The 26,948-nt window shown below is 55.6% G+C and carries 22 protein-coding genes and 1 pseudogene; 3 read left to right on the top strand and 20 right to left on the bottom strand.

What is annotated here, in order from left to right; all coding sequences use genetic code 11:
- The 11 genes from PH551_RS30950 to PH551_RS30900 form a co-directional block, all read right to left on the bottom strand.
- Positions 1-220: transposase (locus PH551_RS30950; protein ID WP_285193331.1), on the bottom strand; the 220-nt coding region annotated here is incomplete at its 3' end.
- A 785-nt stretch (positions 221-1,005) separates the two neighbouring features.
- Positions 1,006-3,804 (bottom strand): sensor domain-containing protein, encoded by a 2,799-nt coding sequence (locus PH551_RS30945; protein ID WP_004671498.1) that lies wholly within the window; start codon positions 3,802-3,804, stop codon positions 1,006-1,008.
- A gap of 175 nt (positions 3,805-3,979) precedes the next feature.
- Positions 3,980-6,241: a methyl-accepting chemotaxis protein gene (locus PH551_RS30940; protein WP_008534399.1), complete on the bottom strand. Its 2,262-nt coding sequence runs from the start codon at positions 6,239-6,241 to the stop codon at positions 3,980-3,982.
- A gap of 292 nt (positions 6,242-6,533) precedes the next feature.
- Positions 6,534-7,499 (bottom strand): helix-turn-helix transcriptional regulator, encoded by a 966-nt coding sequence (locus tag PH551_RS30935; RefSeq protein ID WP_008534397.1) that lies wholly within the window; start codon positions 7,497-7,499, stop codon positions 6,534-6,536.
- A gap of 296 nt (positions 7,500-7,795) precedes the next feature.
- Positions 7,796-9,061 (bottom strand): NAD(P)/FAD-dependent oxidoreductase, encoded by a 1,266-nt coding sequence (locus PH551_RS30930; RefSeq protein WP_004671504.1) that lies wholly within the window; start codon positions 9,059-9,061, stop codon positions 7,796-7,798.
- Between the two features lie 63 nt (positions 9,062-9,124).
- Positions 9,125-9,436, bottom strand: coding sequence for a putative quinol monooxygenase (locus PH551_RS30925; protein WP_004671505.1), 312 nt, complete (start codon positions 9,434-9,436; stop codon positions 9,125-9,127).
- Positions 9,437-9,448: 12 nt separating this feature from the next.
- Positions 9,449-10,552 (bottom strand): NAD(P)-dependent alcohol dehydrogenase, encoded by a 1,104-nt coding sequence (locus PH551_RS30920; RefSeq protein WP_004671507.1) that lies wholly within the window; start codon positions 10,550-10,552, stop codon positions 9,449-9,451.
- A 58-nt stretch (positions 10,553-10,610) separates the two neighbouring features.
- Positions 10,611-11,609, bottom strand: a complete 999-nt coding sequence (locus PH551_RS30915; RefSeq protein ID WP_026188838.1) for an ABC transporter permease — start codon at positions 11,607-11,609, stop codon at positions 10,611-10,613.
- Positions 11,610-11,614: 5 nt separating this feature from the next.
- Positions 11,615-12,556, bottom strand: a complete 942-nt coding sequence (locus tag PH551_RS30910; protein ID WP_004671512.1) for an ABC transporter permease — start codon at positions 12,554-12,556, stop codon at positions 11,615-11,617.
- A 12-nt stretch (positions 12,557-12,568) separates the two neighbouring features.
- Complete coding sequence (locus tag PH551_RS30905; protein WP_004671513.1) at positions 12,569-14,098, bottom strand: sugar ABC transporter ATP-binding protein; 1,530 nt, start codon at positions 14,096-14,098, stop codon at positions 12,569-12,571.
- A 55-nt stretch (positions 14,099-14,153) separates the two neighbouring features.
- The gene (locus tag PH551_RS30900) at positions 14,154-15,242 is read right to left on the bottom strand and encodes a substrate-binding domain-containing protein (protein ID WP_004671515.1); all 1,089 of its coding nucleotides are present in this window, start codon (positions 15,240-15,242) and stop codon (positions 14,154-14,156) included.
- 255 nt (positions 15,243-15,497) lie between these two features.
- Here PH551_RS30900 and PH551_RS30895 point away from each other — a divergent pair, with 255 nt between their 5' ends.
- Both PH551_RS30895 and PH551_RS30890 read left to right on the top strand, forming a co-directional pair.
- On the top strand, positions 15,498-16,127 hold the full coding sequence (locus PH551_RS30895) for a 2,3-bisphosphoglycerate-dependent phosphoglycerate mutase (RefSeq protein ID WP_004671516.1): 630 nt from the start codon (positions 15,498-15,500) through the stop codon (positions 16,125-16,127).
- 364 nt (positions 16,128-16,491) lie between these two features.
- Positions 16,492-17,598 carry an NAD(P)-dependent alcohol dehydrogenase gene (locus PH551_RS30890; RefSeq protein ID WP_004671520.1) on the top strand — a complete coding sequence of 369 codons (1,107 nt, stop codon included), beginning with the start codon at positions 16,492-16,494 and terminating at the stop codon, positions 17,596-17,598.
- A gap of 236 nt (positions 17,599-17,834) precedes the next feature.
- Here PH551_RS30890 and PH551_RS30885 read toward each other — a convergent pair whose 3' ends face one another.
- The 8 genes from PH551_RS30885 to PH551_RS30850 form a co-directional block, all read right to left on the bottom strand.
- Positions 17,835-19,115 (bottom strand): bifunctional 3,4-dihydroxy-2-butanone-4-phosphate synthase/GTP cyclohydrolase II, encoded by a 1,281-nt coding sequence (locus PH551_RS30885; protein WP_004671523.1) that lies wholly within the window; start codon positions 19,113-19,115, stop codon positions 17,835-17,837.
- 16 nt (positions 19,116-19,131) lie between these two features.
- Positions 19,132-19,650 (bottom strand): NAD(P)H-dependent oxidoreductase, encoded by a 519-nt coding sequence (locus tag PH551_RS30880; protein ID WP_004671524.1) that lies wholly within the window; start codon positions 19,648-19,650, stop codon positions 19,132-19,134.
- 360 nt (positions 19,651-20,010) lie between these two features.
- Positions 20,011-20,409, bottom strand: a complete 399-nt coding sequence (locus PH551_RS30875) for a GFA family protein (RefSeq protein ID WP_010029274.1) — start codon at positions 20,407-20,409, stop codon at positions 20,011-20,013.
- A gap of 11 nt (positions 20,410-20,420) precedes the next feature.
- Positions 20,421-21,716: an LL-diaminopimelate aminotransferase gene (locus tag PH551_RS30870; RefSeq protein WP_011053357.1), complete on the bottom strand. Its 1,296-nt coding sequence runs from the start codon at positions 21,714-21,716 to the stop codon at positions 20,421-20,423.
- Positions 21,716-22,885: an ABC transporter substrate-binding protein gene (locus PH551_RS30865; protein ID WP_004671529.1), complete on the bottom strand. Its 1,170-nt coding sequence runs from the start codon at positions 22,883-22,885 to the stop codon at positions 21,716-21,718. Before PH551_RS30865 ends, PH551_RS30870 begins: the two co-directional genes overlap by 1 nt.
- Positions 22,886-23,008: 123 nt before the next feature.
- Positions 23,009-24,130, bottom strand: coding sequence for an LLM class flavin-dependent oxidoreductase (locus tag PH551_RS30860; RefSeq protein ID WP_011053356.1), 1,122 nt, complete (start codon positions 24,128-24,130; stop codon positions 23,009-23,011).
- Between the two features lie 60 nt (positions 24,131-24,190).
- Positions 24,191-24,598, bottom strand: coding sequence for a carboxymuconolactone decarboxylase family protein (locus PH551_RS30855; RefSeq protein ID WP_004671531.1), 408 nt, complete (start codon positions 24,596-24,598; stop codon positions 24,191-24,193).
- Between the two features lie 72 nt (positions 24,599-24,670).
- Positions 24,671-25,180, bottom strand: coding sequence for a flavin reductase family protein (locus PH551_RS30850; RefSeq protein ID WP_004671533.1), 510 nt, complete (start codon positions 25,178-25,180; stop codon positions 24,671-24,673).
- A 134-nt stretch (positions 25,181-25,314) separates the two neighbouring features.
- Between PH551_RS30850 and PH551_RS30845 the strand changes: the two genes are divergently transcribed.
- Positions 25,315-26,082 carry an SDR family oxidoreductase gene (locus PH551_RS30845; RefSeq protein WP_004671535.1) on the top strand — a complete coding sequence of 256 codons (768 nt, stop codon included), beginning with the start codon at positions 25,315-25,317 and terminating at the stop codon, positions 26,080-26,082.
- A gap of 464 nt (positions 26,083-26,546) precedes the next feature.
- Here the strand turns inward: PH551_RS30845 and PH551_RS30840 are convergent.
- Positions 26,547-26,948, bottom strand: a pseudogene (locus PH551_RS30840) (transposase); the annotation flags it as partial.

The following is a 26,948-nucleotide window of genomic DNA, read 5'->3' as shown; positions in this document are numbered from 1 at the left end:
CCGGCACCAAAGTCGCCGTATCAGACCTTGGCTCCTCGATCCGGCAAAGCTCTTTGCGCCAACGGAACAACTGGCTGACATGGATGCCGGCCGCGCGGGCAATCTCGGAGATGACCGCGTCTGGCTCAAAGCATGCAGCGACAAGGCGCTCTTTATCTTCGCGTGACCAGCGCCGACGGCGCTCTACAGACGTGATCACCTCAATTGGATGCTTCGTCATATGACTACTCCTAGTGTTACCACTAGGACTGGCAGTCAGAAGCCCTCTATCGCAAGACGGCCTTCACCGTGGGCTTACTCAGCAAATAGGCAGAACCATTACGAAATCACGGCGCAATCGCTGGCGTTTTTTTCCGCCACCCGTTCAAATGGCCGAAAGTTTCGAGTTGATCGAATTGAAGCTCCCGTGTTCGGGAAGTGGTGGGATCCGGGAACGTTTGGCAAGATTCAACGAACCACTGGCCGCCACGCCCAGAGAGGGTCATAGGGAATACGATGACAAGCGCGGACGCTCAGTCGTTCAGTCAGGTTGCGAGCACGTATCAGCTTGGGATCGGTATGACTCACATAGCGCCTCCAACTGATTTACGGCACTAGCCAAATCGTGAAGTTCCGATTTCAGCGATTGGATGATGTCGAAATGTCCGGAGCCATTCGAATTCGCAGTTGAACTTTTCAAATCCGCAGAACTTCTATTCGGATGGGGAAATGGGATGAGCTTTTGCACGGTTATGCTTTTGACGATATTGACGCAGAATAGTAGATTGTACTGGGCAAGTCTTTGCAATGGCAATCGAAAGCGAAAACACGTCAACGTATGTTTCGTCGCGCAATTCGGTACAGGGCCTGCATATTTCGGAACATCAAAGCACCTGAAGTTTTAAGTAGTTCCTATTGGTCCGCGTTTTATCCAATCGCCCAGAGTAGTTTGGGCTTCCGTTGGATGAGTGCGGTATAAACAGCGCCGCAGGTGGCGTGGATCCTGCGCGCTGTTAGCCGTAGGCTTCACGCGGTTCGGGTCCCAACAGATGCGGGAGGCAAGCGCATGAGTGCCACCCCTTCCTCTGCGGGCATCGGCGTAAGATGGGAATCACCGCGAGAGAACTCGAGCACTGCGTTTGCAGCGAGAAGTTCGGACTTCGGGATGGGCTTGCTATAGTAGAACCCCTGTGCCACAGCGCAGCCGCTTTCAGCCAAGAATTTTTCTTGATCGACCGTCTCCACGCCCTCAGCGACTACATTTTGCCCTAGGCAGCGCGCAATTGAGAGAATTGCCTTGACCAGTTCTCTACTTCGCTTGTCGGATCGATTGATGAATGACCGGTCAATTTTGAGGGTATCAATGGGAAAGTTAGCCAAATAGCTCAGAGATGAGTAGCCGGTGCCGAAATCATCGATCGCTATGGAAATTCCGCTCGCATGCAATTGAGAGAGTGTCGTCGAAACGCCCTCGCAGTTATGGAGCAGGAGACTCTCAGTTATTTCAACCTCGATCCACTCCGCACGACAACCGGTTTCCTGCAATACGTCCGCCACCGTTTGCGACAAACGCGGGCATTGAAACTGCTTAGGAGACAAATTTATCGCAATCTTGTGCGGGGGCAGTCCATCTGCATTCATGACGGCAGCCGTGCAACACGCCTCATGCAGCACCCATCGTCCAAGATCGATGATCAATCCCGTTTCCTCGGCGACACCTATGAATTCTCCCGGAGGGATCATTCCCATCTTCGGATGATGCCATCGTAGCAGTGCTTCTGAACCGATCACCTTTCCGTTGTCCAATAGGACCTTTGGCTGATAATGGAGTTCAAGTTGCTCATGTTTCAAAGCTAGGCGTAGGTCTGATTCTAGCGCTAGGCGCTTTTCAGCCCCAATCGTGAGATCCTTTGAGTAGAAGCGGAAGTTGCTACGCCCCGAGCGCTTCGCCAAATACATCGCAGAATCCGCATATTTCACCAAATCGTCGGGAGCGTCGCCGTCATTTGGAAATACCGATATCCCGATGCTGCAGGATACAAAGATCTCCCTGTCGGAAAGCATGAAGCGTTCGCCGAATGCGGCAAGCATTCTGCTGGCAATTTGAGCCAAATCGTCATTGTCCTGAACATTGGGCAGCAAGACTGCAAATTCATCTCCACCGAGTCTCGCCACGGTGTCGCTGGCACGGACGCCTTTTTTCATGCGTGTCGCCACCTGCCGCAGCAACTCGTCACCGACGGGATGTCCCATAGTGTCATTGATCGCTTTGAAATGGTCCATATCGATCAGCATCACCCCGGCTCGCTGGCCCGCCGAAGCCGCGTCCCCGATCATCTCGCGTAGCCGTTCATTGAAAAGTGTCCGGTTAGGCAGGCCGGTCAGAGAATCGTAGAATGCCATCTGATGGATTTTCTTACGGGACGTGTCCAGTTCGGTGATATCGCGGGCGACGCCGAGGATCCCCATCAGCTTTCCCCCCGTGAATACCGGAACCTTACGAGTCTCCAAAAGCGTTGATCGACCGTCCTCGTGAGCGGTAAACCGTTCCTCATTGATGAGAATACGGCCGGCTTGCATGGCCTCCTCATCCTTGTCACGAAAAAACTGGGCGAGTTCGGGAGTAAACAGGTCATAATCCGTTTTCCCGACGATTTCCGCTTCTGCCTTGCCGACCAATTCTTCGAAGGCATGATTGCACAACAGATATTTGCCTGTTACGTCTTTCAGCCATACCATATCCGGAATGGTCTGCAGGACACTTAGGAGGCGAGCCCGAGCTTCAATAGTCGTGCCCTCGGCGTGCTTTCGTTCGGTAATATCGCGAGATAACACCAGAAAAGTGACGGTTGAGTGATTGCTGCTTGGTCGCCTTGCGACCGACAGTTCAAACCAACGGGATTCGCCGTTTGGTAGGGCTATACGGACACAACGACCGTAGGAGGCGCCGGTTTCATCGGCTTCTTCAAGAGCCAGCATAGCGATGTCGGCCTGATCTGGAGGGAGCACATCGCGGACAAGCTTGCCGAGCAGCACTTCTTTTCGCTGCGCCAGGATCTCCTGATTCCTTGCCCAGACCTGCAGGTAGCGACCGTCGGCATTTACCTCGAACAGAACGTCAGGAATGGCGGCAATAATTCCCTCTGCGAATTCAAGAGCCTCTTTGAGATCATGCTCCGCACGTTTTCGCTCTGTGATGTCCAACATCGCGCCAACCAAGCCGATCCTGTTACCAGCGATATCAGTGATTGCGGTCTTGCTGAGTAAAAGATCAACGACACCACCATTCTCGGTGGTGGCCTTTGCTTCATATTGCTGAACACCGCCATTTGCAAAAAGCGCCTCGTCCAACGCGGCATACGTCTCGGCTATGGGTGCGGGCACCAAATCGAAAACGGTTTTTCCGATAATATCTCCCTTTGAGCGGCCGGAGAAGCTTTCGAAGGCCCTGTTGCAACCAAGGTGTATCCCATCTCTGTTTTTGAAGAAGACGGGTAACGGGATCGCGTCGAGTACGACGGCACTGGACATCTCTTCGGCGTTGAATGGCAAGTCGATGTTTGTCGCAGGATGCCGCGGATTCGCCCGGAAAGCCTTCTCAAACGGTTGCTTCAGACTTGCGACATCTGCGTCGTGACCGTGCGATGGCCGGACAACGGAGGCTTCCGAAAATGGCGGGGCCGTGCCCGTGGCAAGCGGAGGGCTGGCATTGACCGCGTTGCGGAAGGCTCCACGCCCCTGGTCGATTTGAGCATCAGTCGGCATCTGCACTTCCACAGGCTGTTCGGGGCGGGATGTGCGTTCCGATTGACGTACGTGTTTCATGTGCCTGTCCTGCTTTGTCACGTGGCTGAGCAATCATGCGTCAAGCCAGCATTTTGTTAGGACCGCACAAGTCATTTGGCGGAGTACCATGCCGCTACCCCACCGGGATATCGCTCTCATTCAGAATCATCAAAGACGTGTATTTGCATGTGGTCGGCGACGCCGCCCATATCATTTAGAACGCTTGCCAATCATCATTCGAAGGCGCGAGCACCAGGTTACCACGGCGCATCGGATAGTCTCCGCGGTCAACCATTGTCTGACCGGGCGGGAAGCTCTTCCCAAGTTCGCCCGTGACCTTCTGTGGCTTCCCGCTCTCGTCTTTGAAGTGGAAATGTTTCAACAGTGCGGCTAGGCTTTGGCTCTCTTGAGCGAGGTGCGATCCTGCAGTATTCATCTCCGCGACCATGCTCGCATTTTCTTGAGTGGCATGGTCCATATGGTTAACCGCGCCGTTGATCTCGCGCAGGCCCGACGATTGTTCCTGGGAGGCCGTTGCGATTGCGTCCATATGAAGATTTACATCCTGCACAAGCTCTTCAATCGTTCTCAGGCCCGATCCGGTTTCACTCACGAGCCTTACGCCTTCGTCGACGGCAAGAGCTGAATTGCCGATGAGATCCTTGATTTCTTTTGCCGCTGTCGCTGAGCGCTGTGCAAGCTCCCTGACCTCCTGGGCAACAACCGCAAAGCCTTTTCCCGCGTCGCCAGCACGCGCTGCTTCGACGCCGGCGTTCAGCGCCAGGAGGTTCGTTTGGAAGGCGATCGCGTCGATGACGCTGATGATCTGGGAAATCTGCTTGGAGGAGTTTTCAATGCGATTCATGGCGCCGATAGCATCGCGTACAACCCGACCGGACATTTCCGCATGATCTCGCATCTGTTGGACGGCTCCGCGCGCCTCAGCCGTCCTCTTCGTGGTCGATGCAACGTTGACGGTTATCTCCTCCAACGCCGCTGCAGTTTCCTCGAGCGAAGCCGCCTGCTGCTCCGTGCGTCTTGAAAGATTTTCAGATGCGGCCGAGACGCCCGAGCTGCCATTCGTGACCGTTTCGACTGAATGGCCGACGGTAACAAGCACGTCCCGGAGCTGACGAATGGAAGCGTTGAAATCCCTGCGCAAACTTTCAAACTGTGGCGCTAACGGCTCCTCAATTTCATAAATCAAGTCTCCATCCGCCATCCGCTTCAACCCGGTTGCCAATGCCGTCGTCGCTCGGATGAGGCGCTCTTCTGCTTCTTTTTCCGCCCTTACCTGAATATCCAGCTTCTCTTGGTCAGAACGAATGCGCTCAGCTTCCGCGGATGTCTCCAGGTTACTTTTCTGTATGGCCGCGCCGCGGAAAAACTCAAGGCAACGCGCCATGTCCCCGATCTCGTCGCGTCGGATCGTCAAGGGCACCGGCGCCGACGTATCGCCTTCTGCGAGTGCCTTCATTCGGCTTGTCAGAGTCCGAATGGAGCTTGAAATTCTCCGAACGACCGAAATGCACAAAATGAGTACCGTAGACATGATCAGAAGCGTGGCGCCGGAGTAGCCGATAAAGGCATTGCGAAGATCGGCGTAACGCTGAAATGCCATCTCGTCCAACTCGTCGCCGGTGCGCATAATGAGTGCGGTCAACAAAGCAGCCCGCTGTTGGGTGATTTCATTCCATCGATCCAACGTCTCGGGGGGGAAGGAAACGCCCGGCTGGTTTGCATACATCTGATCGCGAACGCCCGCGATGAACTTGCCTGCGGCGCTGGCCTCGAAGTCGTCATAAGATTTGACGAGATCGGCGGGGAGAAATTCCTGCATCGCAGGCACATAAAGCTGCTTTAGATTTTTTGACTGTAAGAGGGACGAAAATAGATCGACGGACATGGCTGAATTTTTGACGTAGGCTCGGCCGGGCCTGATCTCCAGCAAACTAGCTTCCGTGATCTGCATGAGCGCGTGAAAACCGGTAATTTGGCGTGCTAAATCCAAATCATTGACAGTCGCCCCAGTGCGACGGACGAGCTCCAAGCCCGCAAGGGCAGCTGGGCGCAAAGCAACAGCTCCCTCCGCCTCGCTAGCCGTTCCGTCATCGACGCGCCGGCGGAAGCTATCGATATTGTCCCGCCTTTCACGAATGATCTGTACCGCCCGTTCTATGGCCGGATCGTCGAATGCCTTTTTCCAAGAGTCGTAAGCGGAAAAGACCGCTGTAAAAGCCCTGTCCGATGCAGCTTGCTTTGCCCGACGCACGTCGGCGCCTGCAAACGCTTCCGCCGCTATAGCTTGGGCGAGGAATCCGCCTTCCCGCCCAAGTCGCTGCGTTGTTTGTGCGCTGCGGAAGGTAGAGTATTCTCGGTAATATCCCAGTGATGTTGATACTCCGATGATTACGAACGCCGTCAACGGGATAATTGCCAAAATCATTAAAAGTAGAGATAGCGGCAGTCTCGACATATGTTCCTCATAGACGACTATAAATTACACCGGCTTCCATTAGCGACGCGGTCCAGAACATTGCGACATTGACCGCTATGTGTGAGATGACCTCGGCATAATTACTATAAGATTAACCCCTGTAGTGGTCTTGAACTGCGTTGCGCAGATCGGAACATCGTCGCGTTCAGGGGATCATCTGCAAGACAGATCTTGGGCCGAGGCAGTCGGCTTTTCTGGAGAGTGCTGTTGCTGCAAGCCTTGAGGACGGTCGAGCGTGCCGGCTGATCGTAGCTCGGTCGGCGCAATCTGCTTATGATATACGCAATGTTTCCGAGGGAAGTACCCCATAGCGCTTGCGATAGTCCGCAGAAAATCTGCCTCTATGCACGAAGCCCCATTTCAGAGCGACCTGCGTGACCGAGAGGCCAGGTTCGCCTGTCATCAGTTCCTGATGCACTAATTCCAACCGTAGGTGCTGCAGGAATGCCAGAGGGGTCGTATTCCGAAAGTTGCGAAAACCGCTTTGAAGAGTGCGTCGGCTTACGCCACAAGCCGTTGCGATTTCCTCAAGAGATAGCGGCCGAGTAATATTGGCACGCATATAGTCGACCGCCCGCTTAACGGCCTTGGGTAAGGGTGATTCAGCAACGCGGCATAACTCAGATGAGTAGCGATGCTGCGCAGCTTCGATCAAAAGCTCCATCGTCGTTTCAGTGAGGTGATGAAGTGCTATCGGTGATTGAAGGAGGGTTCCGTCTCGTAATCCAGCATACAGCACTGGTACCAGTTGAACCAAAAGGGAGCCGAACCCGACCGATAGGTCGATTTCTGGCGAAAAATCGAGGCTGCCTCTTATTGGCGTATTGAGCCGACATCCCAAACGGCGCGTCAGCTCATCATGGGCGATCCTAAGCCCCAAATGTTTCCTGGGCCCAATGAATTGGGTCGTACTCGCCGACATACTGTTCACGAAAACGCCCCGCGTTCCCTCTGACGGGATTTGTCTGCCGTCAACGGTAACGACCGATCGCCCATGTAGTGGAAGCATGATGATGTTTGCCTCCGCCGGTCCCCGGTGCTGGACGGTTAGGTCGCCCTCGTAGTGCGCGGCAATAACTGCAATCGGACCATTGGTAATCGCATGTACATCGTAGGCGATCGTCTTATCGCCATGTACATGCGCTTCAGATTGCGGGGAAAGCCTCGAAAGCGCTGCCGCGAGTTCCTCGCTGCAGGTACCTTTGAGCGAGAAATGGTCAATCTTAGAGGGGGACACTCTCAACTCTCCACATCATCACTTCCTTCCCGAAACGGTATTCAAGCATGAGGCCCGCCTATCGCTAACGACAGGCGGACAGGGCAATTGACTTGTCGCGGCCAGTCCTCGCCGTGAATTCGACGCAGTCGAAGTCGCCTAAGTTGATAGTGCGAAGATCAATCATTGTTATATATGGAACTCCGACAGAATTGTTACCTGCTGCCAACCATCGCTTCGCAACCGATTCCCAAATGTCTGGCCTTTGATGGTCTCCATTCACGGCCCAGCAGACTCGGGCGTGCTCGCGCTAGCGACTAAACCTCATCCTTTAAGGTTTCTTTTTGCGTGATCAAACGTGCGGAGTGATGGCCGGAAACAAAGATCCATAGCCAGCTTAGTCCCACTGCCAATCTGCTCCTCGTACCTATCAGGAAGTAGATATGGGCAAGCCCCCAAATCCACCATGCAATTCCGCCCTTGAGCCGGATCTTCCCAAAGTCGATAACAGCCGAATTCGGCCCGATGGTAGCCAGGTTTCCCAGATGCCTATATCTGAACGCACTTGGAGTGGGTGTACCCAGACGTCGTGCTTCAATTACCGAAGCGACATATTTGCCTTGCTGTTTGGCGGCGGGAGCCACTCCGGGGACGGGTGTTCCATCAGCGGCCTTCACGGAGGCAGTATCTCCAATAATAAAAATCTCGGGCTTACCGCCAACAGTCAGATCTGGCTGCACGACCGCCCTACCCGCCCTGTCCTTTTCAGCACCGACCCAGGCGGCGGCGTTCGACGCTTGCACCCCCGCAGCCCAGATGACGGTCCGGCTTGAAACGAACTCATCTCCGATCGCGATGCCGTTCTCGTTGCATGCCGTCACGGGAATGCCTGTTCTCACTTCGACGCCCATCTTGATTAGCGACTGCTCGGCATATCTCGAAAGTGCTTCCGGGAACACGGGTAGGACACGTGGACCTGCCTCGATGAGAAGGATGCGCGCCGATCTGGTGTCGATGCTACGGAACTCCTCAACAAGGGTTCGTTGGGCCAGTTGCGCTATAATCCCAGCCATCTCCACGCCTGTCGGGCCTGCTCCGATTATGCTGAACGTGAGCATTGCCTTCCGCCGTTCGGGATCAGCCTCCAATTCGGCCTTCTCAAACGCGAGAAGAAGCCGCCGCCGGATGGTCGTCGCGTCTTCGAGTGCCTTTAGCCCGGGCGCAAACGGCTCCCACTCGTCCCGGCCAAAATAGGCGTGCCTTGCACCTGTCGCGAGAACGAGCGTGTCATAGGGAATAGCATTCCCATCCTTGAGCGATACTACGCGTGCCTCGGTATCAACGCCAACAACCTCGCCCAGCAGCGTCGATACATCCTTTCGTCCTCTGAACAATGCTCTGATGGGCCAGGCTATCTCCGAGGTTGCCAATACAGTCGTGGCAACTTGGTAGAGGAGCGGTTGAAAGAGGTGATGGTTGCGCCTGTCGACGATCGTTATGGAAGTGTCGGGACACTTGAGGTCCTTCGCTAACTGGAGTCCGGCAAAGCCACCGCCGACTACGACAACTCGATGCGTATCCATTTCGTCTCCCTCAAACCTGCGCGCTCGGGGCGCGCGCCTCGTAGAAATGGCCATTGCGCCCGATCAGTCGCTGATACGGGTATTTACATTAATCGACGGTGGACTCACCAACAGTGGAAGAAGAGGCTCCAGCACCCGCTTGACATTAGGATGTTCGCCATGGCCAACGACAGCCGCCTCATTCTGCCAGCCGTCTAAGATGATGAAAGTGTTCGGATCGTCCGACCGCTGGTAGAGGTCGTAGTAGAGACAACCAGACTCTTCGCGGGCGGGTCCAATGAATTCCTGAAGGAGTTCTTTTACGCGATTTCGATTTTGGGACGTGGTTTTGAATTCAACGACAAGGTGCTGTTCCTCTGACTTCTTCGATGTCATTTGCGCTGGCTCCTAATTGAAAACGACGACCGGCTTGATCACTCGCCCGGCTTCGGCGTCCGCGATCGCTTCGTTGATCTTCTCGAAGGGATACTTGGTGATCAATTTTTGGAAGGGGAAAAGCCCAGCCTGATTAAGATCCATCATCTGCGGAATGAACAGCTGTGGAATCTGATCACCAAGGATCGCACCCTGGATCTTGCGATTGAACACCATTAGATCGAGGGGGATGGGAATGTCGTTCCCGAGCGCGTCGAGGCCGAGCAAGACAACGTGCCCGCCGGCACGGGTGCACTTGATCGAGTTCAGAATAACCGGAATGATGCCAACTGCGTCGATCGCGAAGTCGGCACCGCCGCCCGTCAGCGCATGGATCTGGTTGACTACGTCGGGATCTTTGCCGTTGATCGCATGTGTGGCACCAAGCCCCATGGCCATGTCTAGCCTCTGCTGATTCAGATCTATGATGATAATCTTGCTGCACCGACGAACTTTGGCGGCCATCACGGCGGCCATGCCGACAGCACCTGCGCCGAAAACGGCTATCGTCGACCCTATTTCCGGCTTCATCGCGTTTATCACTGTTCCTGCACCCGTTGCCATGCCGCACCCGAGTGGCGCAGCGTCGGTAAGGTCGAGGTCTGTTTTCGGCAAAAGCGCTGCATTGTTTTCAGTCGCAAGGATATGCGTCGCAAAGGACGACTGGCCCACGAAATTGCTGCCAATGCCAACTTCATCGCAGAGCAATGCCTTCTTACCATTCGGACGAAGCCCCGTAAGATTGTACTGGGTATAGTTTTGGCAGTTCATTGGGTGAGAACGGCGGCAGTCGGCGCAGAATCCGCATGAGCTCTGGCTCAGTGCGACGTGATCACCCACTTTGAGGCTCTGAACTTCTGGTCCGACCGCCTCGACGACGCCGACGCCTTCGTGCCCCGGGATCACCGGTGCCGGCGGGCCAAAAATACCGTCGCGAAGCAGCAAGTCCGTGTGGCAGATCCCGCTCGCAACCGTGCGAACCAGGATCTCGTTGCCTTCGGGGTCAGCCAGTTCGAGTTCACGGAATTCCAGCGGGCTCTTTGGCTTCACGGCGACAGCCGCAGTGATTTTCACCATTATATTCTCCTGCGTTCTCCCGCAATTGCTACGGGAATGACTTGATCGGCCCGACGGACTAGACGCGACCCGCGCGCGCACCGTAGATGATTGCGGCAAATGCAATGATCACGCCCTGGACGATAAGCTTGCCCGGCTCCTGGATGCCGAAGACGGTCAGCATCGCGAACAGGAAGCTGAAGGCAACGACGGCAACGAACGGCCCGGCGACGCCGCCCCGGTCGACGCCGAACGTCACACCGCCGAGGATCGTGGCGGCGAGAGCATTCATGAAGGTGTCGAAGCCTGGCTTGATGGTGCCGACCGCCAACGCGGATACCTGGACCAGGGCCGCGATGCCTGTCAGGGCGCCCGCGAGCGTGTGCGAGACAAAAATCGTACGTGCCAACGGAATTCCTGTAGTTTCCGCCGCCCTCGGATTGTCGCCGACGGCCCTGAAGTAACGCCCGACGATGAGAAAGCGAAATGCGATAGAAATCAGGGCGGCGATGACGATCCACAGGACCACGGAATAGGAAAGGCCGTGGATATTGCCGCTCGTAAGTATTCGAAGCCAGCTTGGCGTTGAACCGGGCGCGCGGCCGGCGCTCATGTATTGGACGATCCCAATCAGAATGGCCGAAACACTTAGTGTGGAGATAACGGCAGAAGCGCGCACGTATGCTACGAGTATTCCGTTTACACCCCCCACAGCTAGCCCAATCACAACAGGCATGAGGACGGTCATTAGCGGTGGATAGTTGTTGAGCTGGCCCGAGCTGGCCAGATAAATCGCGAACGCGAAAATACCGCTGACAGAGAGATCGATGGATCGCACCCGCATGACAAGCGACTGGGCGAGCACCGCGATCCCGAGCGGCGCTGACTGCTTGAGGATTACAAACCAGTAGTTGGGATTTATGAGCGTGGCGCTCACTGCTGGAGCAACCGCAACCAGGATTGCGAGCACATAGTATGCGGGCGGTAGCCCGAGTATCCACGAAATGGCGCTCTTACCCCTCAATGAGCGAGATGGTGCTTCAGTTTTCGAGTCTGATGTGGTCATCGAGAAGTCCATTTCTTTCAAAGTCCGATTGTTTTGCGTCGCTGCGAAACGACGAGTACGAGAAGCAACACACCCTTGACGACCGACTGAAGAAATGCAGAGACGTTGGCCAGATTCATCACATTATTCACTGTCCCGAGGATCGCCGCGCCAACGACGGTTCCCACAATGCTTCCGATGCCCCCGGCGAGGTGGACCCCACCCAATGCTGCAGCCGTTACAGACTCAATCCCGAATGAAGCGCCGCCCTTAGGATCACCCGATGCAAGGCGACCTGCAAGAAACATCCCCGCAGCGCATGCGAATAGAGCAGAAAGAACATACGCTTTGATGATGGTGCGCTCGACGGGAACACCGTTCATCCGTGCGTTGAAGTCATTGCCGCCGGAAGCGAAGAGGTAGAGGCCGAAGGGACGACGATAGAGAATCCAGGATGCGAAGAGCGATGCCGTGATCAACCAAAACAATGAGTTAGGTACGGGGCCGATGGATCCGGCTACCGAGCCGGAAAGCCACTCCGGCACGCGCCCGCCTGGGATTGGCAAAATGATCAACGCGATACCTTGGCCGATGCCCATTGTTGTCAGCGTCATGATGATTGGATGTACATTGAGGCGCGCGACACCGTAACCGTTCGCTACTCCGAACCCCATCGCCACCGCGATGCAGATAAGCACGCGGGTTATCTCAGGAAGATCAAGCGTCATGATCGTCGTCGTTAGACTGATGACGGACCCAACCGACACGTCGAGGCCGCCAGTGAGAATGACGAACGTCTGACCGAGAGCCGAGATGACGAGCACCGTCGATTGCGCCAGGAGATTAGACAAATTCTCCGGATCCATGAAGTCCGGCAATAATATTACCGAGGCGACAACCATCACCAGGAGCGTTCCAATGGAAAGCCCGATCGCTCCCGCGCGATAAGGGAGCTTCAGGCGACTGGCAAATGAATTCATAAGTTATCCTCCTCAATGCACCGCAGCACGGGGATCCGGTGACGCACTCGCCCCCAGCGCAGTCTCGAGGATTCTTTCCTCGGTCGCCCCCTCTGCGGACATCTGCCCGACGATCTTCCTGTCATGAACGACCAAAATGCTGTCGCAGAGCCCTATAAGCTCAGCGTGCTCGCGCGACGAAACCACGACCGCACCGCCACGATCACTGAAGTCCCGCAGCAATCTGTAAATCTCTGCCTTTGCACCGACGTCGACGCCGCGCGTGGGCTCCTCAATAACGAGGATGTCCACTCCGGAGAGCAACCAGCGGCCCAGCAGCACCTTCTGCTGATTCCCGCCCGAGAGTTTACCTACGGGCGCATTGGGATCGGCGGCCGCAACTCGTAACGACTTGATCACCTCGCGGACCCTCGACACCGATCGCCACGCAACGCTTGCCATATTCCGATTGAGCTGTTTTCCCAGCGCGATGTTGTCGTAGATAGGCAGGCGCAGGAACAGCCCTTCCTGCTTCCTGTCCTCAGGGATAAAACCGATTCCTGATGCGACCGCGCGAGCGAACCCTGACCCTACATTCACCACGTGCATGCTGTTGTCGGGGCCGGCACGCCACACGGCGATGGCCTTTGGCGATTCAACGCCCACAATGGCACGCATTATCTCTCGCTGGCCCTGTCCTTCGAGCCCTGCCAGCCCGATGATTTCACCTTTTCTGACAACGAAAGTGACTGTCGAGCTGCTGTCGTCGAGGCGCAAGTCCGAAACCTCCAGCATTGCCGCTCCGGTGGCCTGCGAGCGCGGCGGAAAGAAGTTCTGAAGTTCGCGACCAACCATTGTCGCTACCAGCGTTTGCAAGTTGAAGTCCTGCGCTCTTGCAGTCCTTACCCAAGCGCCATCTTTCATGACGGTGATGGTGTCGCATAGTTCGAAGACTTCATTCATGCGATGAGAGATGTAGACGACAGCCTTATGTTGAGCCTTAAGGTCGCGGATAACCTTGAAAAGATGCGCGACATCGGTCGAGTTCAACGCCGCCGTTGGCTCGTCGAAGATGAATACGTCCGCGTTCGACGTAAGTCCCTTCGCGATCTCTACTGCCTGCTGCTGCGCGACAGTCAGTGTCTCGACGATCGCGGTTGCGTCGAGCTGTGGAAATACGTCAGCCAGCAAAGCGCGAGCGCGTTTCACTACCTCGACGCTATCGATCGAACCGTCAATGCGACGAGGTTCGTGGCCCAGGAACATGTTCTCAGCAACGGTGAGATTGGGGATCAGGGTAAACTCCTGAAACACCGTCGACACTCCCGCCAACCGTGCCTCCTTAGGGGAACGGAAATTGACTTCCTCCCCGCGGAGCCGAACACTTCCTGCGCCCGGCTGATATACCCCCGCCAGAATACGCATCAGGGTGGACTTCCCCGCGCCGTTTTCCCCCATCAGAGCGTGCACGGAGCCACGTTCCAGGGAAAAGCGAACGTCCGAAAGGACTTTCGTGAAACCAAACGATTTGTTGATGCCGACCATCTCGACAAGCGTGCTCATGGGAATTTCCATCTTCGACAGGGATACGGGCACGAGTGATCGTGCCCGTAGTTCATCAAGCCTTGAAATAATCAAGGAGCTTTTCGTTCGGCATTTCGGTCGGCGCCCAGTACGCATCAGTGAGATCTGCGCGATAGAACTGGGAGAGCGTCTCGTCGGTGATCGGCTTGGGGCGGTTCGTCCAGTTACGCTGAATCGGCTTCCCATCCAGCAAGGCGAAGGCGGCCCGTAGCGCGGCAGTAGACAGAGCGGGTGGGCAAATCGGACCGATCGAGGAAAGTTTTTCGTCATTCCAACGACGCATCCAGCCGTTAAGTGCTTCGCCCGTGATTGGCGGGATCGTTGAGGCGCCAGCCTCCTGCAAGGCATCCAAAACGCCAAGAGACATGTTGGCTCCATCGGTCCAGATGCCCGCGACATCTGGGTCGGAGAGATACAAGCTTTCGGCGATCTTCTTTGAGTCCTCATAAGACCAGCTTCCGTGCTGGGTCGACGTGATCTGAAGTCCAGACTTGCTGAAGACTTCCATGGCGCCTGCATAACGATCTGCATCGATGGGATGCCCGGCGACGCCACGCAGAACCCATACCTTGCCCTTGTTGCCAAGCTTGTCGACGAGGAACTGAGCCATCACGCGCCCGAAATAGAAGTCGTCGCCCTGGACCTGAACCGTAAACTCCTCGGTGTCGACGCGTCCGAGATAGACTACGGTTGGAATGCCAGCAGCCTTTGCCTTCTTGATGCCCTCGACGGCGGAACCGGTGGTTAGCGGTGCGATGATGATCGCATCGACCTTCTGGGCGATCAGATCCTCGATATCGGCAACTTGTTTGGAGGCATTGAGATCAGCGCTCCGGAACTGGTAATCAGCGATCCGATCCTTGTTCTTTTTTATTTCATATTCGGCTTCAAACGCCGTCTGGTAGGTATGCGTTGAACCAGCGAGGCCGTAGTGGCTGTGTCCGATCTTCCACGGGCCTGACTTCTTGAACTTACCCGCGTCGACAATTGGGTTGGCGCCTTCGGAGGGCCAAGTGTCAGGTAGGAGACTGATCGCGTCGTCGGCGCGAAGAATCCCCGGCATTCCGAACGTGCCGGCTACAGCAATTGCCCCGCTCGCTTGTAGAAATGTACGTCTCTTCATGAAAATTCCTCCTCCGGCCGCTCTGGGCGGCATTGTCTGTTAAGGCGAGAGCCTTGCCTTCCCAAGCCGTGCCGGACTCTCCTCAATACGGCGGAGTGCATTGGTATGAGCTATCAGACAATCTGTCAATAAATATAAACTTCGACGTTTGTTTTTTCGACATCGTTTTGTTTTCACTTGCACATAGTCGCACTTGACGGATTGTCCGATAGTGCGACAATATTCGTGTTCGCTAAATCGATGGGAGGGTTATGAATGTCCACTCTGGTGATTGTCCGGCATGGCCAAAGCGAAGGGAACGCGCGCGGGGAGTTCACGGGTACGAGCGACGTGCCGCTCACACAGGAGGGCTGGTCTGAGAGCAGGCGAGCCGGCTCACTGCTCGCGAACCTCGGCATCTCGTTCGATATTGCGTTTAGCTCTGCCCTCTTGCGCACAGTCGACACTTGCAGAGCGATTTTGAACGAAACCAACGGCGATCTGCTGGAGCCAATCAGGAGAACCGAGTTGAACGAACGCGACTACGGACAGCTCACCGGCATCAACAAGAACGTGGCACGTGAGCGGTGGGGCCAGGATGTTGTCCAGGTTTGGCGCCGCTCGTACAGCACTCCACCACCTGGGGGAGAAAGCATACGGGACATAAGCGCGAGGGTTCTGCCCTTTTTGATAAGCGAAGCGTTCCCCCCCTTGTTGAGAGGGAAATCGGTTCTTGTGGTGGCCCACGGGAATACGATCAGGTCACTAAAGCAGGGCATCGAACGCCTCACGATCCAGGATACGCTCGCTATTGAGTCACCGACCGCCGCGCCAACTGTATACCGGATTGCGTCGGACCTCTCGATCATCGAGAAGACTAACGTCCTGGTTGGTACTGTCTGTTAAGCCTGGCTGGCAGTAGCATCGTTTGTAGTCGGTTGAACTTGGCAATACCGGTGTCTCGAAGCTGTCGATAGCCTTCAGAACCGGCTCGACGTCGGCAAGCGACGCCATCCGGCTCGCCTCACACGTTGCTACTAAATTTTCGTCTGCCGATCTTTCAGCCCAAAGCGGGACAAGACGCATGCTCCCTTTCGAACATGCATCGGAACCCTTTGATCACTTCAAATCAGCGTTCACTCGTGACTTTGCAAAAATGCAGCCCTGCTCCGGTTGAACTGATCTAATTTAATAGAGTAATTATTGACTGATTGTCTGACGATGAGTACGTTCGCGCGAATTGCGTTGTGAGCCTTGGAGGAACAGTTACATGAAGCAGGCATATGCGGCGGTCTCGCGCGAAAAGGCGAAGCCCTTGATCTTGGAGTGCATAGGGATTGAGGAACCTCGTGCAGACGAGATTTTGGTCCGCATCGTCGCATCGGGGGTATGTCATACCGACCTGGTGGTCAGGGACCAGGGATATGACGTACCTCAACCTGTTGTGTTGGGACACGAAGGCTCTGGCGTCGTCGAGGCCGTCGGGAGCGCAGTTAAAGATCTTGTGCCCGGTGATCACGTTGCTTTGAGCTACGCCTATTGCGGCAAGTGCGAAAAGTGCCTTTCCGGTACACCTTTCTACTGCGAGGACTTCTTCGGTCGCAATTTCCGCGGCACTCGTCCGGATGGCACCTGCCCGATCCATGATTCTCACGGGAAACAGATTAGTGGCTGCTTCTTCGAGCAGTCGTCATTTGCAACCTACGCCATCGCCAGCGAACGAAACGCCGTGAAGGTTGCAAAGGATGTTCCACTCGAGTTGATCGGACCGCTCGGGTGCGGGCTTCAGACCGGTGCTGGCGCGGTACTGAATTGCCTCAAGCCGAAGCCCGGCTCGTCAATAGCAGTGTTCGGTGCTGGTGCGGTTGGCATGGCGGCTACGATGGCCGCGAAAATCGCCGGATGCGCGACCATCATCGTGATCGACTTGAACGATGAACGGCTGGAACTTTCGCGCGAACTCGGGGCGACGCACACGATAAATGCCCGCAAATTGGACAGCGTTGCCGCGATCAGGAAGATCGTCCCCGCAGGCGTTGATTTCAGCTTGGAATGCACGAGTTCGCCGCGAGTTTTCCGTCAGGCAGTCGACTGCCTTGGTACGCCGGGAACATGCGGTCTCGTTGGCTCGTCCGCTCTCGGCACTGAAGGCACGATCGATATCGGGAACTTCCTTTTCGGCCGCACATTGATCGGCGTTGTCGAAGGACAAAGCGTTCCGTCCGAGTTCGTCCCGCAGTTGATCGAGTATTGGCAGCAGGGACTTTTCCCGTTCGACAAACTGGTTCAGTTCTATGACCTCGACCAGATCAACGAGGCGATGGCTGATTCCGAGAGCGGCAAAGTCATTAAGCCGATCCTTCGCATGAAGCATTAGTTTTGCGAGACTTTTCGAAAGACAAGACGGACCGCGATTAAATGCGATCCGTCGGAACAGCCGTGCTCAAGACGAGATATGGTCGAACGCTGCTTTCGATGCAATCGCGGGCCACATCACTCCGATAGGCCTGCACGAATGATGTGCTGGCAGGGCCCACGCAAAAGCTCTAGGACTCTGCCGGTCAAAGGCGGCCCCCTACAATCACCGGCAGGTAAGTGGCGAGGGCGGCTCCGTTAACCCAGGGGTCCAGAGAACACCTGCGCGCCAAACACTGAAAAGACGTTGCTCCGGCCGACGTGTTCAGCTGACGTGTCCTGGTCCAACAGGTGGCCAAACCGATCGCGCTTTGTCTTAAAATAAGTGATGTTGGACGCGCTAGATGCGGCGATCAGACTCTGGCGAGACGACACGATGACGCCTGACGTTCGCAGCGCCTCTATTTTTGTAGGATTGTTGGTCAGAAGCCGAACGCTGCCGATACCGAGGTCGCGGATGATATCCGCCGCTGCGTTATATTCGCGGGAATCAGATGCGAAGCCGAGTTCCCGATTTGCCTCAAGAGTATCACGACCATGATCCTGCAGGCTGTAAGCCGCAATTTTGTTTCCTAAGCCAATGCCACGCCCCTCTTGCCCACGCATGTAGATCACGCAACCAGCGCCCGCTAACTGGACCGCCCGAAGAGCCATTTCGAGCTGTTGACCGCAGTCGCATCGCATGGACCGGAACGCCTCACCTGTCAGACATTCAGAATGCACCCGTACCAGAACGTCTTCCTTCTCGCACAACTCGCCAAGTGTCAAAGCTAAGTGTTCCGTTCCCGTCAAACTATCGCGATAAGCAATTGCCTTGAAATCCCCAAACCGCGTTGGCATAAAGGACTGCGCGTAACGCTTTACCCTCGTATCACGACTCCTGCAGTACTCAATCAAAGCGTCGATCGTTACTATGTGCAGGCCATGTTCGATTGCGAACTTCTCGAGATCTGGCAGTCGAGACATGGTTCCGTCGTCATTGGCGATCTCGCAGATTACGCCAGCCGGCGCCAGGCCGGCAAGTCGTGCAAGATCCACGGCAGCTTCGGTGTGGCCAGGACGGCCCAGGACACCGAGACGATTTGCACGCAAAGGAAAAATGTGACCCGGTCGCGATAGGTCTTCCGGCCGCGTCTGCGGATCGATGAGCGACTTGACGGTTGCTGCTCGATCTTCGGCTGAAATCCCTGTCGTTGTGCCGTGTTTGCAATCGACGGAAACGGTAAATGCCGTCTGCAGTGAGTCCGAATTACGTGTGACCATCAGGGGGATCTCGAGTTTGTCGAGACGTTCGGCTGGAAGTGGCACGCAGATAAGGCCTCTCGCATATTTCATCATGAAAGCGATGTGCTCAGCTGTTATTTTTTCGGCAGCAACGACTAGGTCGCCTTCATTCTCCCGGTTTTCGTCGTCGACCACGATAACCATCTCGCCCGCTTCGATCGCCTCGATCGCCTCATCTATGCTCGAAAAAGACATGGAATCCTCCTCCTTATTATGGGCTGACGGCGCGACGCGCGGCATCGAGCTCTCTGTCGACAAGCGCGCGCAGGTTCTCAGAAAGAGCATCGTTCTGAAAATCTTCATCGAGAGCGAAAATGAAACGGCTATGTATTTGCGCTTCGAAAAAGTCGAATAAGGCTTCCATCGAGGCTTCGACGAGCGGCTTGTGACTCGATGCTTTACCGGTTGCAAAAGGGATCACATAGCGGCCCTTAAGCGCTTTCATGTCGACAAGGTCGAATAAATGCTTCAGCAACCCAGTGTAAGATGCTTTGTAGACCGGACTACCAACAACTAGCACGTCACTAGCCAAAATATCGTTGAGTGCCGCTTTAACAATCTCAGCGGCGCTGGAGGGCAACACTGTTGCCCCAAGGTGCGGATGAAGGTCGACAAGGTCCCAGCAGCTTGCTTCGTTGCCGGACGCGCGCACCCGATCCACCATGAAGTCTGCTACGGCCCGGGTTTTCGAGGGGCGCGATAAATTCCCCGTTATTACAACAACTTTCATGTCACAGGACTCCCAACATTCTCGCATAAGACAATCTTACAATTTTCACTCACACCGCAATGGAGGTCGTTGAGGACCCGTGGGGGCAAAAATAGTCCTGCGGTGTCCTGAGCCCTCACAACCCGTAATTTCCCAACCTCGAAGGCTGGATTGCTTCGCAGAAGTCTTCTGTCTCGTACGACTTTATTCTCTCAATGGGTGGGCTCGCCGTGCAAGCGCACCTACTGTCTGCAATCCCTGCCGCTTTTACCGACCCAGCACGTTTGCGTTAGAACCTCCTGGACACGGAATGAGGCGTTGCCGCTTGATATACGGTCGCCGTGGCTCCACCTCAGTTACGACAGGTAGTATCCCGGTCACTTACGGGAACTCTGGTGAGCTTGCCTTCGATGGATCATGGGCGAGCCAAGGTTCCGCATGCGATACCCATACGTTTGACATCGGCACACTTCCAGGATCGGTATCGAACGTGCCGGCTCTAACGACTTTGAGCTCCGGGCTGGCCGGCCGCTCCGCATAAACGTGCGAGCCACATACCGAACAAAACCACCGCAGCTTTCCAGGCGTCGATTCGAAGCTATGAAGCGTATCTTGGCCTGTAAGGATCTTGAAGTGCTCGCTTTTCACCTTCGCAGCGGTATTGTGATCAGCGGCGTGTGACTTCCGGCATGTTTGACAGAAGCAATTCCACATGGGTCCATCAATTTCCTGAACCTGGTACGTTACCGCTTTGCATTGGCATGATCCGAAGATTGGCATCGGGTATCCTTTCACTGATTCATTACGTTGATTTCAAATTTCTCGTCGCCGCTAAGCCAGCGTTTGATGTTGCGCGCAGCCTGGCGGATGCGGTGTTCGTTCTCGACGAGCGCCAGACGGACGTAGTCGTCGCCCATTTCGCCGAAGCCGATACCCGGTGCAACGGCGACGTCGGCCTTCTCGACCAGCAGCTTGGAAAACTCCAGCGAACCGAGATGACGGAACTTTTCCGGGATCTTTGCCCAGGCGAACATGGTGGCAGCCGGCGGCGGCACGTCGAAGCCGGCCTTCCCGAAGCTTTCGACCATGACGTCGCGGCGACGCTTGTAGACGTTGCGAACCTCCGCAATGTCGGAACCGTCGCCGTTCAGCGCATGGGTCGCGGCCACCTGGATCGGCGTGAAGGCGCCGTAGTCGAGATAGGACTTGACGCGGGTGAGCGCCGCGATCAGCCGCTCGTTGCCGACGGCAAAGCCCATGCGCCAGCCGGGCATGGAAAAGGTCTTCGACATCGAGGTGAATTCGACGGTCACATCCATTGCACCCGGCACTTCGAGAACCGATGGCGGCGGAGCGCCGTCGAAGTAGATCTCGGAATAGGCAAGGTCGGAAAGCACGATGATGTCATGCTTCTTGGCGAAGGCGACGACGTCCTTATAGAAATCGAGCGTCGCGACGAGGGCCGTCGGGTTCGACGGATAGTTGAGGATCAGCGCCAACGGCTTCGGGATCGAATGCCGGACCGCCCGCTCCAGCGGCGGGAAAAAGCTCTCATCCGGCTCAACCGACATCGAGCGGATCACGCCGCCCGCCATCAGGAAACCGAAGGCGTGGATCGGATAGGTCGGGTTCGGGCAGAGGATCACGTCGCCGGGCGCGGTGATCGCCTGCGCCATGTTGGCGAAGCCTTCCTTGGAGCCCAAGGTGGCGACCACCTGGGTATCCGGGTTGAGCTTGACACCGAAACGGCGGGCATAATAGGCGGCCTGGGCACGGCGCAGCCCCGGAATGCCCTTGGAGGAGGAATAGCGGTGGGTGCGCGGATCCTGCACGACCTCGCACAGCTTGTCGACGATCGACTGAGGAGTGGGAAGGTCGGGGTTTCCCATGCCGAGATCAATGATATCGGCGCCGCCCGCTCGCGCGCTTGCTTTCAAACGGTTGACCTGTTCGAAAACATAAGGCGGCAAACGTTGAATTCTGTGAAAGTCCAGCACACTATTTCCAATCAAATCGCAGATACCTCCCGCGCCGATTATAGAAACCGACGCGGGAGGCTGGGAGGTCTCCTTCCGGAGAACATTCATTACTTCTTCGGCCGCCAAGCTAACGGATCTTCAGGACGTTCGAAGTAGTTTGCAGCGACGTCTGCAGGCCACCAGCCGTTGTTCTTCGGCTCGATCCAATCCGTGGAATTGGGATCGCAATCTTCCTTCAGCACTTCCTTCACGTCATCAATGGTGTAAGGAAGCGCAGGACGAAGAATCGACTGGATCTTTGGTCCCTGGCCTTCGAGCGTTCGCATCATGACGTCCCACACAAGGCGGGCATCAGACCGCGGCGGCCAGAAATGGAAGCTCTTGCTTATGAAATCAGGGTTCTTACGCCAGTAGCAGGCTGCCGAAGCCTCACCCCCGAGCACGATAGGCATCATGTCGCGGCCGGATTGCTGTACTGCGTTCACGACACCGTTTTCTGAAGCGGACTGAACGAGAATGCCATTAACCTCAGCAAGATTGGTGGCAAGAAACTTCTGAACCTCAACCTGGGCGACCTGGTCGGTCCATTTGCCAGCTATCGTGCCTACAATTTTGATACCGGGGAATTTATCGAACGCGTTCTTCGCGCCGATGTCGAAGCTGTCCGATGATGCGAAACCGGGGATGCCCGATACCATCAGGACGTTGCCTTTTTCACCGATTTCCTTGGCAAGCCATTCAGCAGCCTTGTAGCCACCGTCGGTGTTATTCTCTGTGGCATTGATTGCGTAGGGTGATGTGACATAGCCCGAGACTGAGAAGACTGGCACGCCTTTCGAATGAGCATACTCTATGGTCTTGTTAAGTGCGGTAATGTTCGAGCAGCAAATGACGATCGCATCAACACCGTCGTCAACCATCTGCCGCATCTGCTGGATTTGGACAGCGTCTTTGAGGTCAGACTGCGTGACGATTAGATCGGAGACTAGGCCTGCTTCCTTATATCTCGGAAGCAATACGTTGGTGAATTCGTCCAGGATGTTCGCGCGCCAGGTATTACCGGCATATGTGGATGCATAACCAATTTTCCACGGCGGTGGACGTTTTGGAACAAAATCTTTGTACACCGTCCCCCCGAGCGGAATGGCGGGATCGATATTCTCGTAAAGCGCCTTTTGGTCCGGCGGCAACGAATCGAGGCCGTCAGCCTTCGCCACGCCGTTCATGTGATAAAGGCTCGACAGCGTAAAAAGCGCTGCAACGATTTTCTTCAGCATTCAGGGCCTCCTCCCCTTGTGGTTCCGCTCAACCGCCGGCCCCTTTGGCCGCCAGCCGCGAAAATCCTGCCAGAATCTGGCAGAGTTCGTGTCGGGACGGCAATCGCCGTCCCGAGGACTGGTTCAGTTGCGCAGACCGGCTTGCTTGAGCAGCGGCATGACACGGTCGTTAAAGAAGGGAAGTTCCTCGTTGTAATCGACCATTGTCAGCAAGGCGCCGTTGACGCCTGTATTGCTGAGATCCACGAGCTTGTCGGCGACTTGTTCTGGATTGCCGACGATCGGGTATCCACCCCAGCCAGCGACGAAGCGTTCCTTGAATTTTTGATACATTTCGGCAGAATGGTTTTGAGATTGCACCTGCAGAACTTCACAGATGTTCTCGCATGCCTCCCAGTCACCCTTCTGGTTGACGTAGTAGTCGTAGTATTCCTTTGCTTCCTTCTCCGTTTCGCGAACGATAACGGGGCAAGCTGTGAATGTGCCAAGATCACGGTTATATTCAGTACGCGCCAGGTCCTTCACCTTTTTGACCCAGGCAGCGCCGGATTCCATGTCTTGCATGAAGCCGAAGTTGAAGTCGCAGAACTTGGCGGTGAAATGCAGTCCCTTGCCCGAGGCGCCGGCGCAGATCAGGAGCGGGCGACCCGCCTTGTTGTAGGGTTTGGGTTCACTGAAGGCGTCTTTGACTTTGAGGAACTCGCCTTCGAAGGTAACGCCATTGCGTTTCCAGAGCGTCTCGACGATATCCATCCATTCAGTGGCGTATTCATAGCGGGTGTCGTGCTCCATCATAGGAACTCCGAACATTTCCATTTCGGGAGTGAACCAGCCGGTAACGAGATTGAGGCCGTATCGACCCTTCGAGATGTGATCGATTGTTGTCGCCATCTTGGTTGCAACAATCGGGTTTAGCGTCGGAATGTGAGTCGTTGAGAAGAACTGGAGCTTCGTGGTGACCGCCGCGAGAGCGGCCGCCCAGGTGAACGTATCCATGTTCACGCCATTGAAGTTTGAAGGACCGCCAAAACCACGCCAGCGTGCAATCGGCACCATGCATTCCCAACCGGCTGCCTCAAGCTTCTTTGCAATCTCGACGTTGTGGTCGAAGGTAGGTTCGAACGTTGTCTCAGCGAGCGTAATCGCGCATGCATTCGAGCAATTCGTGCCAAATACGCCGAGCTTGAGCTTGTTATCATTGAACATTGGGTTTCCGGCAGCGCGGAAATCGTCTTGTGCGGTCACTGTAGTCCCTCCTCGGGCTGGCAACGGATGATGCTCAGCCCACTCAAATGCGTTGAATAACTAGATGCCCATCTCGTCGAAAACTTCCGCTGCCACGCGGAAGCTGTCGATGGCCGCAGGAACACCGCAGTAAATCGAAACCTGGAGGAAAACCTCCCGAATTTCCTCTTTGGTAAGACCGTTGTTGATTGCTCCGCGAACATGCAGTTTCAGCTCATGCGGACGATTGAGGGCCGAAATCATCCCGAGATTGAGGATGCTGCGCTGCTTGCGCTCCAGGCCCGGCCGATTCCAAATCGCGTCCCAGCAGTATTCTGTGACGAGGGTTTGCATCGGCCAATTGAAGTCGGTGGCTTTGCTGACCGACGCATCAACATAGCCCCCCCCCAAGACTTCGCGCCGGGTCTTTAGTCCGCGCTCAAAGCGCTCTGTGACTTCACGTCCATGAATTTCTCTTGCGGGTGCCATATTGCTCACGCTTTTCTCCTTGCCGCCCTTGGGCTTTCGATGAGTGATGTGATTGGTGGTTAAAGCCACCTACTATGCGGCCGATCCACTGATGGACGACGACCTGACGAGTTGACCGTTTTCGTAGAGAAGCGGCGCGATTGACTCGATGAACCGTGCTTCGAGCACTTCTCCGAGCACAACATCATGCGTTCCAACGTGAACGACATCTTTTAGCTTGCAGACAAACGCCGCCTGCGCATCGGACAGGACCGGCATGCCGTCGAGAGACAGCCACTCGCCGTAATGAAAGCGCTCTTCACCCTTCAATTGCCCACTGAACAGCGGCACAAGATCGGCATGTGAAAGATGCAGCATGTTCACGGCGAACTTCCCGGAGATCTTCAAAGGCTGATTCACCGAAGCCGATTGGTTGATGCAGACAAGAACAGTTGGTGGGTCCGCGGTAACCGACTGGACCGCGGTGGCGGCCATGCCATGACGGACCCCGTTGAGTTCGGTCGTGATCAAGCAGATGGTTGATGTGAACCGACGCATAGCTGCCTTAAAAGTCAACTGCGCCTCAGTGCTGGTATCGGCCATATTGTCCTCCCACGGCCAAATTCGATCGAGCCTAGATAAACAGATCAGCAGACAATCTGTCAACTGGATTTTCACAATTGACAGATTGTCTGCTAAAATGTCTTCTAAGGCACCCAAAAATGAGGAGATGGTCGATGGATTTGAATCAAAGAGTTTGTATCGTCACAGGGGGCGGCAGCGGCATTGGTCGTGCGACAGCCGAGCTTTTCGCAAAGAACGGCGCCTATGTGGTTGTTGCTGATGTCAATGAAGACGCCGCGGTTCGTGTGGCGAACGAGATCGGCTCGAAGGCTTTCGGTGTTCGCGTCGACGTCTCGTCCGCCAAGGACGCGGAAAGCATGGTTGAGAAGACGACCGCAAAGTGGGGCCGGGTCGACGTGCTCGTCAATAATGCCGGGTTCGGAACGACGGGGAATGTGGTGACCATTCCTGAAGAAACTTGGGACCGGATTATGTCCGTAAACGTCAAAGGGATCTTCCTTTGCTCAAAGTACGTCATTCCTGTTATGCGACGGAACGGCGGAGGTTCGATCATCAATACGACTTCCTACACCGCAACCTCAGCAATCGCGGACAGGACTGCCTACGTAGCATCGAAAGGAGCAATATCTTCGCTGACGCGCGCGATGGCCATGGATCATGCGAAAGAGGGAATTCGTGTCAACGCGGTCGCTCCAGGGACAATCGACTCTCCTTACTTCACGAAAATCTTCGCCGAAGCGAAGGACCCCGCGAAGCTTCGCAGCGATTTCAACGCCCGTGCCGTCATGGATCGGATGGGGACAGCTGAAGAGATTGCTGAAGCAATGCTTTTTCTTGCGTCCGATCGTTCGAGGTTCGCGACCGGTAGCATTCTGACGGTCGATGGCGGCTCCTCGATCGGAAACCACCTGGTCAAGTGAAGGAAAGGGCGGCACTCGTCATGCCCTTACATTTGAGGCAGGAACACCGGGTATAAGGCTCCAGCCTCGTTGATCATTGACGTGTTCCTAACCCGTCAATGACAGCACAGAGCTGTTGGCCTAGGCGCAGCTCTTGTCGGACTTGCGGCACGCTCCAGCAAATATGATAGAGAAGGAGAAGGACTGCCGGCGACAACTAGATCTAACAGCGGAAACTGGATCAAGGACATTTCGCAATTTTTGTCGAATAACCCCACGATGTCGGTCAGATGACGTCATGCGAGTGCCGACCTTCCGGAATAGCCGCATGCTGGTTCCGAATGCCCTCTATCGCAACGCTGTCGGCATAAGTTTAGTCCGGAATACAAGGTGATACGATCGTGTCCCGGGAGGTGGTGTAGGTCGCGGCTGATGGCCGTGCTTTCCCGACATGGGTCGGAAGGGGATATCAGCGTGCCACAGCGGGGCAGGCTGATTTGGGGCTCATCTCATTTGGGCCATGGTCTCAAGCGTCATATACTTGGCGCGTTGAACGGCCCATTCGTCATTCTGTTCGAGCAGCAGTGCGCCGACGAGACGGACGATGGCTTCGTCGTTCGGAAAGATGCCGACGACCTCGGTGCGTCGCTTGATTTCGCCGTTGAGACGCTCAATTGGATTCGTCGAGTGCAGCTTTGCCCGGTGCTCTTTCGGGAAGGTCATGTAGGCGAGCACGTCCTCTTCAGCGTCGTCCATGATGGTGGCAAGCTTCGGCACTTTCGGCCTGATTTGATCGGCGACACTGCGCCATTGTGCGGCTTGCTGCCTCCGGGGTCTCCTGGGCAAAGGCCGTCGCGATGAAGGCGGATACGACCCGCCTGCCGCTC

This window comes from Rhizobium atlanticum, assembly GCF_030182485.1.
GTDB lineage: Bacteria > Pseudomonadota > Alphaproteobacteria > Rhizobiales > Rhizobiaceae > Rhizobium.
This window is presented reverse-complemented; position numbering and strand designations above follow the sequence as displayed.